Here is a 12,946-nt window from a genome sequence, read left to right on the forward strand (position 1 = left end):
GGAATTAATATGCTTTTAAGATCTAAACAAATCGATATTTATTCTTTTTAATAGATAAAAAACGCAGGCACAGTTGGGCTCATCAAGCACTCACCAGGAGCAGCACCATGAGCCTCAGACTTGGCGACATCGCCCCCGATTTCGAACAGGATTCCAGCGCCGGCACCATTCGCTTCCACGAATGGCTGGGTGATAGTTGGGGCGTGCTGTTCTCCCATCCGGCGGACTTCACCCCGGTGTGCACGACCGAGCTGGGCTTCACCGCCAAGTTGAAAGACGAATTCGCCCAGCGCGGCGTCAAGGCCATCGCGCTGTCAGTGGACCCTGTGGACTCGCACCACAAATGGATCGAGGACATCAACGAGACCCAAAATACCCTCGTGAACTTCCCGATTCTTGCCGACGCGGACCGCAAGGTGTCGGACCTTTACGACCTGATCCATCCGAATGCCAACGACACACTGACCGTGCGCTCGCTGTTCGTGATCGACCCGAACAAAAAAGTGCGACTGACCATCACCTACCCGGCGAGCACCGGTCGCAACTTCCATGAAATCCTGAGGGTCATCGACTCGCTGCAACTCACCGATAACTACAAAGTCGCGACCCCGGCCAACTGGCAGGACGGTGATGAAGTGGTGATCGTGCCGTCGCTCAAGGACGAAGATGAGATCAGGAAACGCTTTCCCAAGGGCTATCGCGCGGTGAAGCCGTACCTGCGACTGACGCCGCAACCGAACAGGTAAATATCTGCAGCGCTGCTGATATCGGCATCGCGGGCAAGCCCGCTCCCACAGTGGATTGGGGTGAATCACAGATATTTGGCAATCCACACACCTCTGTGGGAGCGGGCTTGCCCGCGAAGGCGATCTACCAGACGCCACAGCACCAGGATTGAACAGCATCCATCAAGCAGGGGATTTCGGGCCGTTTCGACGGCCTTTTTTTTCGTCTGGCTTTCGTGTTTTTGTATATCTCTTAATAGCATAACCAAATGAATAAATATGATTTATAGATATAACAATCGCCTGTTAAGGTCACCCCATCAAAGCGAGATCGCACACTGTGAATCGCCAATAACGCTCAAGGAATCATCCGAATGCTGGTCGTCTCACTCGGTGGCAGTCCGAGCCAACGCTCCCGTTCCGGGGTGCTGCTGGACCGCTCTCAACGTTGGTTGCAGGAGCAGGGTGTGGAAGTGGTGAGTTACCAGGTACGGGACTTCCCGGCCGAAGACTTGCTGCACGCACGCTTCGACAGCCCGAAGGTGATCGACCTGCTGCAACAGATTGAAAACGCCGACGGCCTGTTGATCGCCACACCGGTCTACAAGGCATCGTTTTCCGGTGCGTTGAAGACCGTATTGGATCTGCTGCCCGAACGCGCCCTGGCCCATAAAGTGGTGTTGCCGATGGCCACGGGCGGCAGCATCGCTCACATGCTGGCGGTGGACTACGCGCTTAAACCGGTGCTCTCGGCATTGAAAGCCCAGGAAATGCTTCACGGAATTTTCGCCGAAGACAGCCAGATCGCTTACGGCGAAGGCAGCGCACAGGCGCAGCTGGCACCGGAACTGGAACAGCGCCTGAATGAATCGCTGGAACTGTTTTTCAGCGCCATGGCGCGACGCCCGAAGCCCATCGATCCGAACTTGTTGAATGAACGTTTGTTGAGTGCTCGCTGGAGCATTTAAAACTTTTTTTTTAGTTTGAAAAGTCGCCGAGCGACGATCAGGCAAGGCAAAAGTTAGCGAGGACGCGGAGTTGACGTTAGTCAATGAGCATTCCGAGCTGACTTTTAACGCAGCATGATCGAGCGCAGGCACTTTTCAGACAAAAAACTCACCTTACTCAGCCGCTAACGGTTAAGCAGGTGCAGCCAAAACCCAACTGCAAAAAGGAGAGCGCTATGCGCACTGTCATTTTGCGTCGTGGTCTGGTCGCTCTGTTTGCTGCGGCTGTTACCTTCGGCGCCATTACTCAAGCTCAGGCCGAGACGCTTCGCATCGGTTATCAGAAGTACGGCACCCTGGTGCTGCTCAAAGCCAAAGGCACGCTTGAAAAACGCCTCGCGGCCCAAGGTGTGGACGTGCAATGGACTGAATTTCCCGGCGGCCCGCAGCTGCTTGAAGGGCTGAACGTCGGCTCCATCGACTTCGGCGTGACGGGCGAAACCCCGCCGGTTTTCGCCCAGGCTGCCGGTGCTGATCTGCTCTACGTCGCCTATGAACCACCAGCGCCGCACAGTGAAGCGATCCTGGTGCCGAAAGATTCGCCGATCAAATCGGTGCAGGACCTCAAGGGTAAGAAAGTCGTCCTGAACAAAGGCTCCAACGTCCACTTCCTGCTGGTTCGTGCACTCGAAGACGCCGGCCTCAAATACACCGACATCCAGACCGTATTCCTGCCGCCTGCCGACGCCCGCGCTGCGTTCGAGCGTGGCAGTGTCGATGCCTGGGTGATCTGGGACCCGTACCAGGCCGCTGCTGAACAGCAACTGCAAGCGCGCACCCTGCGTGATGGTCAAGGCATCGTCGACAACCATCAGTTCTACCTCGCGACCAAGCCTTATGCCCAGAAAAATCCTGAGGTGATCAAGACCCTCGTGGAAGAAGTGCGCGCCGTCGGCGAGTGGTCCAAAGCCAATCCTGAAGACGTGACCAAACAGGTTTCGCCACTGCTCGGCTTGCCGGCAGACATCACCCTGACCTCGGTGAAACGCCAGGGCTACGGCGCCTTGTTCCTGACCCCGGAAGTGGTCGCGGCTCAACAAAAGATCGCTGACACGTTCTTCCAGCTCAAGCTGATTCCCAAGCCGCTGAGCATCAAGGATGTGATCTGGACACCACCGGCCGCTGTGGCCAAAGCGCAGTAATTCGATTCCCCAAGGAGACCACTCCATGAGCCTCAATATCTTCTGGTTCCTGCCTACTCACGGCGACGGCCATTACCTTGGCACCGCCGAAGGCGCTCGCGCCGTCGACCACGGTTATCTGCAACAAGTCGCGCAAGCGGCGGACCGGCTGGGCTTCGGCGGGGTGCTGATTCCTACCGGTCGCTCCTGCGAAGATTCGTGGCTGGTGGCCGCGTCGCTGATTCCGGTGACCCAGCGTCTGAAATTCCTCGTCGCCCTGCGCCCCGGGATCATTTCCCCGACGGTTGCGGCGCGTCAGGCTGCCACGCTGGATCGCCTGTCCGGAGGTCGTGCGCTGTTCAACCTGGTGACTGGCGGCGATCCGGAAGAATTGGCCGGCGATGGTCTGTTCCTCAGCCATGAAGAGCGTTATCAGGCTTCGGTGGAATTCACCCGTATCTGGCGTCGAGTGCTGGAAGGCGAAACCGTCGATTACGACGGTCAGCACATCAGCGTGAAAGGCGCCAAATTGCTCTATCCGCCGATCCAGCAACCGCGTCCACCGCTGTACTTCGGTGGCTCGTCGGAAGCGGCACAAGACCTCGCCGCAGAACAGGTCGAAATGGTGCTGACCTGGGGCGAGCCACCGGCCGCCGTTGCCGAGAAGATCGAACAGGTTCGCGCCAAAGCCGCCAAGCTCGGTCGGACCGTGCGCTTCGGTATTCGTCTGCATGTGATTGTTCGTGAAACCAATGCCCAAGCCTGGCAAGCGGCTGACCGCCTGATCTCACACCTGGATGACGAAACCATCGCCCGCGCTCAGGCTTCGCTCTCGCGTTTTGATTCGGTCGGCCAGCAGCGCATGGCCGCCCTGCACGGCGGCAGTCGCGACAACCTGGAAGTCAGCCCCAACCTCTGGGCCGGTGTTGGCCTGGTGCGTGGCGGGGCCGGCACGGCGCTGGTCGGTGATGGTCCGACCGTGGCCGCTCGCGTGAAGGAATACGCGGACCTGGGCATCGATACGTTCATCTTTTCCGGTTATCCACACCTGGAAGAATCCTACCGGGTCGCGGAATTGTTATTCCCGCATCTGGACATCGAGCGTCCGCAGGCGCCTCAGGGTGCCAACTACGTCAGCCCGTTTGGCGAGATGGTGGCCAACGATATCCTCCCTAAAGCCGCGACCCAGAGCTGAGGCGCGCCATGAAGAAAATTATCCACAACCTTGCGCCCTGGGCGTTGCCGGTGTTGCTGCTGGCGGTATGGCAGTTGTCGGTGTCGGCGGGCTGGTTATCGACGCGGATTCTGCCGGCGCCCATTGCCGTCATCGAAGCCGGCGTGAGCCTGGTTCGCAGTGGCGAAATCTGGACGCATCTGGCGATCAGCGGCTGGCGTGCGGCGCTGGGCTTCACCATTGGCGGCAGCATCGGCCTGGTGTTGGGTTTCATCACCGGCCTGTCGAAATGGGGTGAGCGCCTGCTCGACAGTTCGGTGCAGATGATCCGCAACGTGCCACACCTGGCGCTGATTCCGCTGGTGATCCTGTGGTTCGGCATTGACGAGTCGGCGAAGATTTTCCTGGTGGCATTGGGCACGTTGTTCCCGATCTACCTCAACACCTATCACGGTATCCGCAATGTCGACCCGGCGCTGGTGGAGATGGCGCGCAGTTATGGCTTGTCGGGTTTCAGTCTGTTCCGCCAGGTGATCCTGCCGGGCGCATTGCCTTCGATTCTGGTCGGCGTGCGCTTCGCCCTGGGCTTCATGTGGTTGACGTTGATCGTGGCAGAAACCATTTCCGCCAGCTCCGGTATTGGCTACCTGGCCATGAATGCCCGGGAATTCTTGCAGACTGACGTGGTGGTGCTGGCGATTCTGTTGTACGCGGTGCTTGGCAAGCTCGCTGACCTCTCGGCCCGTGGACTTGAGCGTGTCTGGCTACGCTGGCACCCGGCCTATCAGGTCCATAAAGGAGGCGCCGCATGACTGCTCAACAACCTCCACGCCTGCTGCGCGGTATTCCGCTGGCGGTGCGCAAGCTGCAGAAAACCTTCGGTTCGCGGCAAGTATTGCGCGAGATCGACCTGCACATACCGGCAGGTCAGTTTGTGGCCGTGGTCGGTCGCAGCGGCTGCGGTAAAAGCACCTTGCTGCGACTGCTCGCCGGTCTCGACAAGCCTACCGGTGGTGAGCTGCTGGCAGGCTCCGCACCGCTGAGCGATGCACGGGAAGACACCCGATTGATGTTCCAGGAAGCGCGTCTGCTGCCATGGAGAAAGGTGATCGATAACGTCGGCCTCGGGCTGACGGGCAACTGGCGGCCGCAGGCACTGGAAGCCCTGGAGTCGGTGGGCCTGGCGGACCGCGCCAATGAGTGGCCGGCGGCCCTGTCCGGTGGACAGAAGCAACGTGTGGCGCTGGCCCGTGCGCTGATCCATCAACCGCGTTTGCTGTTGCTGGACGAACCCCTGGGCGCACTGGATGCGCTGACGCGAATTGAAATGCAGCAACTGATCGAGCGGCTCTGGCAGAAGCATGGATTCACTGTGCTGCTCGTCACCCATGACGTCAGTGAAGCGGTGGCGATTGCCGATCGAGTGATCCTGATCGAAGACGGTGAAGTCGGCCTCGACCTGCATGTGGAACTGCCGCGACCTCGCGTCCGCGGTTCCCATCGGCTGGCGGCGCTGGAAACCGAAGTCCTCAATCGTGTGCTCGCACTGCCCGGCGAACCGCCGGAACCGGAACCCGTTTCACCATTGCCCACGCAACTGCGCTGGGCGCAATAACTCACATTTCACCTCAACTGACAGGAATCAACATCATGACTATTAAAGCCATCAACGTTCGTAACCAGTTCAAAGGCTCGATCAAGGAAATCGTGCTGGGTGACGTGCTGTCGGAAATCGACGTGCAGACAGCGTCGGGCATTGTCACGTCGGTGATCACCACGCGCTCCGTGAAAGAGCTGGAGCTGGTGGTCGGCAGCGAAGTGATCGCGTTCGTTAAATCCACCGAGGTGTCGATCGCCAAGTTGTAAGGGTGTCGGCAGTCAGTGAGATCGGCAGCGCGGCCATCGCGAGCAGGCTCACTCCTACAGGGGATTTTGTCGAACACAAATGTTGTGTTCGCCTGAGATCAAATGTAGGAGTGAGCCTGCTCGCGATGGGGTCAGTGGGGCGGATGAATTTCAGGCAAGTACAGCGCGCTTGTGCAGATACGGCGGCAAATACAGCCCCAGATACGCATCGAACACCCGCATCCCTTCCTCTGCCATGCGCGGGGTGATCTGCCCATGCTGCTGCACCGAGCGGGCATACACCCGATCCCCCAGCTCCATCGCCAGTGCAAACACATCGACATCGGTCGGCAACTTCGGCAGCTCGAAGTGATGGTCGAACAGCTTGTGCATCAGGTCGCCGAGTTCGATGTCGTGCTGACGGTCAGCCTGGGTGACTTCGGTCAAGCCGTGTTGCGCGAGGATCAACTGGCGCGCGGCGGCGTCTTCGTCGTAGATCGCGAGCATGCGTTGTTCCACCAGCCGTGACAGGTCCCGCCAGCCGTTGAGGGCCTGGTGGTCGATGGGCTCCTGCAGGCAGGCTCGGAAGGCGGCGTGAACGTCCGCGGTCAACGCTTCGAGCAGGGCCGGGACGCTGGCGAAGAAGTGATACACGGAAGAGGGCGGTATTTCTGCGCGATCGGCAACGCTGTAAATCGACAAGCTGGCCACGCCCTCGGCGGCCAGCAGCGTACGTGCGGCGTCGAGGATCGAATCGATCCGCGCCTGGCTGCGTGCGCGGGGTTTGCGGATGGTGGCGGGGCGCGTCATTGAAGTCCTCCTGCGGGGCAGCGGGCATTGTACGCAGAGCGGGCAGATGTTCCATATCCCCTCGCCACAGGGCCATAAAAAAACGCCGCTGGCTGTGAGGCCGGCGGCGTTCTTGTTTGCTGCAACCACTTAAACGGTATGCAGGTACCAGTTGTATTCAAGGTCGGAGATAGAGTGTTCGAACTCCTCCAGCTCACTTTCCTTACAGGCCACGAAGATATCGATGTATTTCGGATCGATGTACTTGGCCATGACTTCGCTGTCGTCCAGCTCGCGCAGTGCATCACGCAGGTTGTTCGGCAGGCTTTGCTCGTTCTGCTCGTAGGAGTTGCCTTCTACGGGCGCGCCCGGCTCGATCTTGTTGGTCAGGCCGTGATGCACGCCTGCCAGAACCGAAGCCATCAACAGATACGGATTGGCATCGGCGCCCGCAACGCGGTGTTCGATACGTACGGCATCGGACGAGCCGGTCGGTACGCGAATCGCTACGGTACGGTTGTCCAGGCCCCAGCACGGCGAGTTCGGCACGTAGAACTGTGCGCCGAAACGACGGTAGGAGTTGACGTTCGGGCAGAGGAAAGCCATCTGCGCCGGTAGGGTCTCGAGCACACCGCCGATCGCGTGACGCAGTGCGGCGTTCTGCTCGGGATCCTCGCTGGCAAAAATATTCTTGCCATCTTTATCAAGAATCGAGATGTGGACGTGCAGACCATTGCCCGCCTGGCCTGGATAAGGCTTGGCCATGAAGGTGGTATCCATCTCATGGTCGTAGGCGATGTTCTTGATCAGGCGCTTGAGCAATACAGCGTAATCGCACGCTTTGATCGGGTCAGCCACGTGGTGCAGGTTCACTTCGAACTGCGCCGGAGCACTTTCCTTGACGATGGCGTCGGCAGGGATGCCTTGCTCTTTCGCACCTTCCAGAATGTCCTGGAGGCAGTCGACGTATTCGTCGAGGTCGTCGATCAGGTAGACCTGTGTCGAGTGCGGACGTTTGCCGGAGATCGGCGAACGAGGAGGCTGTGGGCGACCGTTAACGTTTTCCTGGTCGATCAGGTAGAACTCAAGCTCGAATGCGGCACAGATCGTCAGACCCATCTCGTCAAACTTGGTAACAACCTGGCGCAGGACTTCACGGGGATCCGCGAAGAAAGGTTCACCTTCGAGTTCGTGCATGGTCATTAACAGTTGCGCGGTAGGGCGCTTCTGCCAAGGCTCGTTGCACAGGGTGTCAGGGATTGGATAGCAGATTCGGTCAGCATCGCCGATGTCCAGACCCAGACCGGTGCTTTCCACCGTCGAGCCATTGATATCCAGAGCAAATAGAGAGGCCGGCAGGTTGATGCCTTTCTCGTAAACCTTGTGGAGACTGGTGCGTTCAATGCGCTTGCCGCGCACCACACCATTCATATCTGCAATCAGAAGGTCAACGTACAGAACCTCAGGATGTTCCTTAAGGAACGCGTTCGCTTCGTTAAGCTGAACGGCACGCGGGGGTACCGACATGATGCAACACCTTTGTTGTTAAAAATATCAATCATTGATCTCTTCGGGTTTCAGTCAACCCGAACGGCATGCCGAAGTCAAGCGAGGCCTTTTTTGCCCTAAAAAAGCGCTCGAAAGGCATTTTTGAGGCACTTTGGGGCGTTTTTTGGCCTTTGGACGTCTTGGCGTCCGCAGGCTGGAGCGGGCCGTGTTGTATTTTTTACGGGGGTGTTGTGTAAAAAAATGAACAAGGCTAAGCTCGAATCAAACCCATAACAGCAATAATACCGGGGTGCTTCATGTCTCGCCTGCCGTTAATCGGCGTCACCGACTGCTCTGCGCATATCGGTCTGCATGCTTATCACATCAGTGGCGATATTAACGTCCGCGCCGTAGCCTCAGCGGCTTCGGGTCTGCCGATGATTCTTGCGTCCATGACGAACCGGCTGTTCCCGTCCGATATTCTGGACAGCTTTGATGGCACCCCCATTACGGTTACTTCATTCAATATAGATCCGATTCACAATAGCGGCCCGGCTTTCATGCAGGGCACCGCTGGCGATTCTGCACGCCTGGTATTTGCCGCGCGATACGGAAAAGCACGATAGCCTGTCGCAGACACACATTTCAACGCGACGCCGATGCGTCAAACATCGCCTGACTTACAAGAGTCAGGAAACTCAAAGCCTAGAGGCATTTATGAGTAACAACCTCGACCAGCTCACCGATTGGTTGAAAGACCACAAGATCACAGAAGTCGAATGCATGATCGCCGACTTGACCGGGATCACCCGGGGCAAGATTTCGCCGACCAACAAGTTCATTGCTGAAAAAGGCATGCGACTGCCCGAGAGCGTTCTATTGCAGACCGTGACCGGTGACTATGTCGAAGACGACATCTATTACGAACTGCTCGACCCGGCGGACATCGACATGATCTGCCGCCCCGATCAGAACGCGGTGTTCCTGGTGCCTTGGGCCGTCGAGCCGACCGCCCAGGTGATCCACGACACCTATGACAAGCAAGGCAATCCGATCGAGCTGTCGCCGCGCAACGTGCTCAAGAAGGTCCTCAAACTCTATTCCGACAGAGGCTGGCAGCCGATTGTGGCGCCGGAGATGGAGTTCTACCTGACCAAGCGCAGTGACGACCCGGACTACCCGTTGCAACCGCCTATCGGGCGTTCAGGTCGCCCGGAAATCGGCCGTCAGTCGTTCTCTATTGAAGCCGCCAACGAATTCGATCCGCTGTTCGAAGATGTTTACGACTGGTGCGAACTGCAGGAGCTGGACCTCGACACGCTGATCCACGAGGACGGCACGGCGCAGATGGAAATCAACTTCCGTCACGGTGATGCCCTGTCTCTGGCTGACCAGATTCTGGTGTTCAAACGCACCATGCGCGAAGCCGCGCTCAAGCATGACGTGGCCGCGACTTTCATGGCCAAGCCCATGACCGGCGAGCCAGGCAGTGCGATGCACTTGCACCAGAGCATCATCGACATCGAAACCGGCAAGAACGTCTTCTCCAACGAAGACGGGACCATGAGCCAGTTGTTCCTGCACCACATCGGTGGCTTGCAGAAGCTGATTCCCGAGTTGTTGCCGCTGTTCGCGCCGAACGTCAACTCGTTCCGCCGCTTCCTGCCGGACACTTCGGCACCGGTGAACGTGGAGTGGGGCGAAGAGAACCGTACCGTGGGCCTGCGGGTTCCGGATGCCGGTCCGCAGAACCGTCGGGTGGAGAATCGCCTGCCGGGCGCTGACGCCAACCCGTACCTGGCGATCGCCGCGAGCCTGCTCTGCGGTTATATCGGCATGGTCGAGGGGCTGAACCCGAGTGCGCCGGTGGTAGGACGTGGCTATGAACGCCGCAACCTGCGCCTGCCACTGACCATCGAAGACGCGCTGGAGCGTATGGAAAACAGCGCGACTGTCGAGAAATACCTGGGCAAAAAATTCATCACTGGCTACGTCGCGGTCAAGCGGGCCGAGCATGAAAACTTCAAGCGCGTGATCAGTTCGTGGGAGCGGGAATTCCTGCTCTTCGCCGTCTGATGCGCTGCGGCGCGACAGGAAATAGTCGCGCCTTCACTGCAAACTTAGGAGAATTCGCATGACCAATAACAATCCGCAAACCCGTGAGTGGCAAGCACTGAGCAACGACCACCACCTGGCCCCATTCAGTGACTTCAAGCAACTGAAAGAGAAAGGCCCGCGCATCATCACCAGCGCGAAGGGCGTTTACCTCTGGGACAGTGAAGGCAACAAGATCCTCGACGGCATGGCCGGCCTGTGGTGTGTCGCCATCGGCTACGGTCGCGATGAACTGGCCGATGCCGCCAGCAAGCAAATGCGCGAACTGCCTTACTACAACCTGTTTTTCCAGACCGCTCACCCGCCTGTGCTGGAGCTGGCCAAGGCCATCGCCGACATCGCGCCTGAAGGCATGAATCACGTGTTCTTCACCGGTTCCGGTTCCGAAGGTAACGACACCATGCTGCGTATGGTTCGTCACTATTGGGCAATCAAGGGGCAGCCGCAAAAGAAAGTCATCATCAGCCGCAAGAACGGTTATCACGGTTCCACCGTGGCCGGCGCGAGCCTGGGTGGCATGACCTACATGCACGAACAAGGCGACTTGCCGATCCCGGGCATTGTCCACATCGCCCAGCCTTACTGGTTTGCTGAAGGCGGGGACATGACGCCGGAAGAGTTTGGTGTATGGGCCGCCAATCAGCTGGAAGAAAAGATTCTGGAAATCGGCGTTGATAACGTCGGTGCCTTTATTGCCGAGCCGATCCAGGGTGCCGGTGGCGTGATCATTCCGCCAGACACCTACTGGCCGCGCATCAAGGAAATCCTCGCCAAGTACGACATCCTGTTCGTGGCGGACGAAGTGATCTGTGGTTTCGGCCGCACCGGTGAGTGGTTCGGTTCCGATTTCTACGACCTCAAGCCGGACATGATGACCATCGCCAAAGGCCTGACGTCGGGCTACATCCCGATGGGTGGCCTGATCGTGCGTGACGAAGTGGTCGCGGTGCTCAACGAGGGTGGCGATTTCAACCACGGTTTCACCTATTCCGGTCACCCGGTGGCCGCTGCGGTGGCGCTGGAAAACATCCGCATCATGCGCGACGAAAAAATTATCGACCGCGTTCACGAAGAAACGGCACCTTACTTGCAGAGTCGCTTAAGGGAACTGAGCGATCACCCATTGGTGGGTGAAGTGCGCGGTGTAGGGCTGTTGGGGGCAATCGAACTGGTTCAGGACAAGGCCACTCGCAAGCGTTACGAAGGCCGTGGCGTCGGTATGATTTGCCGGACATTCTGTTTCGAAAATGGCCTGATCATGCGCGCCGTGGGCGACACCATGATCATTGCTCCGCCGCTGGTTATTACCAAGGCGGAAATCGATGAGCTGGTGACCAAGGCTCGCAAGTGTCTGGACCTGACCCTGAGTGCGTTGCAAGCCTAAGTGCTAGGCTCTGAGCGGGGTGCGAAATTCGCATTTCGCTCAGAGCAAACAAAGGATGGGTCTTTCCTTGAAAGCCTGCCTTGTATCTTGCCAGACTACCCGTTGTTTTAGTTGCCCAGGAAAGGCCGCTGGCTCTTGGTTAACAAGAACGTGGTTAAAAAGAATAATTGGAGCATTACCCATGAAGGCATTAGGTATGAAGATAGCTGGCAAGACCCTCCTCGCCATGTCCCTGATGGGCGTGATGGCAGGCGCAGTTCAGGCGGACGACAAGGTTCTGCACGTGTACAACTGGTCCGATTACATCGCACCGGATACCGTCAAGAAGTTCGAAGCCGAGTCGGGGATCAAGGTGGTCTACGACGTATTCGACAGTAACGAAACCCTTGAAGCCAAGTTGCTGGCAGGCAAGTCCGGCTACGACATCGTCGTACCGTCGAACAACTTCCTGGCCAAGCAAATCAAGGCCGGCGTCTATCAGACACTCGACAAATCCAAACTGCCTCTGTGGAAAAACCTGAACCCGGATCTGCTCAAAGCGGTATCGGTCAGTGACCCGGGCAACGAACACGCGTTCCCGTACATGTGGGGTTCGATCGGTATCGGTTTCAACGCCGAGAAGGTCAAGGCTGCACTGGGGGCTGATGCACCTACAAATTCCTGGGACCTGATTTTCAAACCTGAAAACGCCGCCAAGTTGAAAGCGTGCGGGATCAGCGTCCTCGATTCGCCAACCGAGATGATTCCGGTGGCGCTGCACTACCTGGGCTATCCGACCGACAGCCAGGACAAGAAGCAATTGGCTGAAGCCGAAGCACTGTTCCTTAAAGTCCGTCCTTCGATTGGCTACTTCCACTCGTCCAAGTACATCTCTGACCTGGCCAACGGCAACATCTGCGTAGCCATCGGTTACTCGGGTGACATCTACCAGGCCAAGTCCCGCGCGGCTGAAGCCGGCGACAAGGTGAAAGTCAGCTACAACATTCCGAAAGAAGGTGCCGGCAGCTTCTATGACATGGTCGCCATCCCTAAAGATGCCGAGAACGTCGAAGGTGCCTACAAGTTCATGACCTTCCTGATGAAGCCGGAAATCATGGCTGAAATCACTAACGCCGTACGCTTCCCGAACGGTAACTCCGCGGCAACACCGTTGGTTGATAAAGACATCACCAGCGACCCGGGCGTTTATCCGCCAGCGGATGTTCTGGCCAAGTTGTACGCGATTGCCGACTTGCCGGCCGCCACGCAGCGGATCCTGACCCGCAGCTGGACCAAGATCAAATCGGGTAAATAAGTAA

Annotated in this window: 12 protein-coding genes and 1 pseudogene; 11 read left to right on the top strand and 2 right to left on the bottom strand. The window is 58.0% G+C overall.

Annotation, left to right across the window (positions count from 1 at the left end; all coding sequences use genetic code 11):
* Window positions 1–107: 107 nt before the first annotated feature.
* From GBC55_RS16055 to GBC55_RS16085, 7 genes are all read left to right on the top strand, one after another.
* Window positions 108–746, top strand: coding sequence for a peroxiredoxin (locus GBC55_RS16055; RefSeq protein ID WP_162438410.1), 639 nt, complete (start codon window positions 108–110; stop codon window positions 744–746).
* A gap of 353 nt (window positions 747–1,099) precedes the next feature.
* Window positions 1,100–1,693, top strand: a complete 594-nt coding sequence (ssuE, locus tag GBC55_RS16060; protein ID WP_162438409.1) for an NADPH-dependent FMN reductase — start codon at window positions 1,100–1,102, stop codon at window positions 1,691–1,693.
* A 215-nt stretch (window positions 1,694–1,908) separates the two neighbouring features.
* Window positions 1,909–2,874, top strand: a complete 966-nt coding sequence (locus GBC55_RS16065) for a sulfonate ABC transporter substrate-binding protein (RefSeq protein WP_162438408.1) — start codon at window positions 1,909–1,911, stop codon at window positions 2,872–2,874.
* Window positions 2,875–2,899: 25 nt separating this feature from the next.
* Window positions 2,900–4,048, top strand: coding sequence for an FMNH2-dependent alkanesulfonate monooxygenase (gene ssuD / locus GBC55_RS16070; RefSeq protein ID WP_162438407.1), 1,149 nt, complete (start codon window positions 2,900–2,902; stop codon window positions 4,046–4,048).
* An 8-nt stretch (window positions 4,049–4,056) separates the two neighbouring features.
* Window positions 4,057–4,839 (top strand): aliphatic sulfonate ABC transporter permease SsuC, encoded by a 783-nt coding sequence (ssuC, locus tag GBC55_RS16075; protein WP_162438406.1) that lies wholly within the window; start codon window positions 4,057–4,059, stop codon window positions 4,837–4,839.
* Window positions 4,836–5,642, top strand: a complete 807-nt coding sequence (gene ssuB, locus GBC55_RS16080) for an aliphatic sulfonates ABC transporter ATP-binding protein (protein ID WP_162438405.1) — start codon at window positions 4,836–4,838, stop codon at window positions 5,640–5,642. Before ssuC ends, ssuB begins: the two co-directional genes overlap by 4 nt.
* Before the next feature lie 35 nt (window positions 5,643–5,677).
* The gene (locus tag GBC55_RS16085) at window positions 5,678–5,893 is read left to right on the top strand and encodes a TOBE domain-containing protein (RefSeq protein WP_003229256.1); all 216 of its coding nucleotides are present in this window, start codon (window positions 5,678–5,680) and stop codon (window positions 5,891–5,893) included.
* Window positions 5,894–6,043: 150 nt separating this feature from the next.
* Here GBC55_RS16085 and GBC55_RS16090 read toward each other — a convergent pair whose 3' ends face one another.
* Together GBC55_RS16090 and GBC55_RS16095 are read right to left on the bottom strand one after the other, a co-directional pair.
* Complete coding sequence (locus tag GBC55_RS16090) at window positions 6,044–6,682, bottom strand: TetR/AcrR family transcriptional regulator (RefSeq protein ID WP_162438404.1); 639 nt, start codon at window positions 6,680–6,682, stop codon at window positions 6,044–6,046.
* A 129-nt stretch (window positions 6,683–6,811) separates the two neighbouring features.
* Window positions 6,812–8,188: a glutamine synthetase family protein gene (locus GBC55_RS16095; protein ID WP_010466681.1), complete on the bottom strand. Its 1,377-nt coding sequence runs from the start codon at window positions 8,186–8,188 to the stop codon at window positions 6,812–6,814.
* Between the two features lie 278 nt (window positions 8,189–8,466).
* On the opposite strand from GBC55_RS16095, the pseudogene GBC55_RS16100 reads away from it, so the two are divergent.
* From GBC55_RS16100 to GBC55_RS16115, 4 genes and pseudogenes are all read left to right on the top strand, one after another.
* A pseudogene (locus GBC55_RS16100) lies at window positions 8,467–8,739 on the top strand (gamma-glutamyl-gamma-aminobutyrate hydrolase family protein); the annotation flags it as partial.
* Between the two features lie 127 nt (window positions 8,740–8,866).
* Window positions 8,867–10,225, top strand: coding sequence for a glutamine synthetase family protein (locus tag GBC55_RS16105; protein WP_162438403.1), 1,359 nt, complete (start codon window positions 8,867–8,869; stop codon window positions 10,223–10,225).
* A 58-nt stretch (window positions 10,226–10,283) separates the two neighbouring features.
* Window positions 10,284–11,648, top strand: a complete 1,365-nt coding sequence (locus GBC55_RS16110) for an aspartate aminotransferase family protein (RefSeq protein WP_162438402.1) — start codon at window positions 10,284–10,286, stop codon at window positions 11,646–11,648.
* 196 nt (window positions 11,649–11,844) lie between these two features.
* Window positions 11,845–12,942 (top strand): polyamine ABC transporter substrate-binding protein, encoded by a 1,098-nt coding sequence (locus GBC55_RS16115; RefSeq protein ID WP_162438434.1) that lies wholly within the window; start codon window positions 11,845–11,847, stop codon window positions 12,940–12,942.
* Window positions 12,943–12,946: the final 4 nt, after the last annotated feature.

The organism is Pseudomonas sp. TNT3 (assembly GCF_010095445.2).
Lineage (GTDB): Bacteria > Pseudomonadota > Gammaproteobacteria > Pseudomonadales > Pseudomonadaceae > Aquipseudomonas.

Excerpts from the sequence above, each read along its gene's own strand:
- GBC55_RS16055 (WP_162438410.1), top strand. The coding sequence starts at position 108 with ATGAGCCTCAGACTTGGCGACATCGCCCCCGATTTCGAACAGGATTCC.
- ssuE (WP_162438409.1), top strand. The coding sequence starts at position 1,100 with ATGCTGGTCGTCTCACTCGGTGGCAGTCCGAGCCAACGCTCCCGTTCC.
- GBC55_RS16065 (WP_162438408.1), top strand. The coding sequence starts at position 1,909 with ATGCGCACTGTCATTTTGCGTCGTGGTCTGGTCGCTCTGTTTGCTGCG.
- ssuD (WP_162438407.1), top strand. The coding sequence starts at position 2,900 with ATGAGCCTCAATATCTTCTGGTTCCTGCCTACTCACGGCGACGGCCAT.
- ssuC (WP_162438406.1), top strand. The coding sequence starts at position 4,057 with ATGAAGAAAATTATCCACAACCTTGCGCCCTGGGCGTTGCCGGTGTTG.
- ssuB (WP_162438405.1), top strand. The coding sequence starts at position 4,836 with ATGACTGCTCAACAACCTCCACGCCTGCTGCGCGGTATTCCGCTGGCG.
- GBC55_RS16085 (WP_003229256.1), top strand. The coding sequence starts at position 5,678 with ATGACTATTAAAGCCATCAACGTTCGTAACCAGTTCAAAGGCTCGATC.
- GBC55_RS16090 (WP_162438404.1), bottom strand. The coding sequence starts at position 6,682 with ATGACGCGCCCCGCCACCATCCGCAAACCCCGCGCACGCAGCCAGGCG.
- GBC55_RS16095 (WP_010466681.1), bottom strand. The coding sequence starts at position 8,188 with ATGTCGGTACCCCCGCGTGCCGTTCAGCTTAACGAAGCGAACGCGTTC.
- GBC55_RS16105 (WP_162438403.1), top strand. The coding sequence starts at position 8,867 with ATGAGTAACAACCTCGACCAGCTCACCGATTGGTTGAAAGACCACAAG.
- GBC55_RS16110 (WP_162438402.1), top strand. The coding sequence starts at position 10,284 with ATGACCAATAACAATCCGCAAACCCGTGAGTGGCAAGCACTGAGCAAC.
- GBC55_RS16115 (WP_162438434.1), top strand. The coding sequence starts at position 11,845 with ATGAAGATAGCTGGCAAGACCCTCCTCGCCATGTCCCTGATGGGCGTG.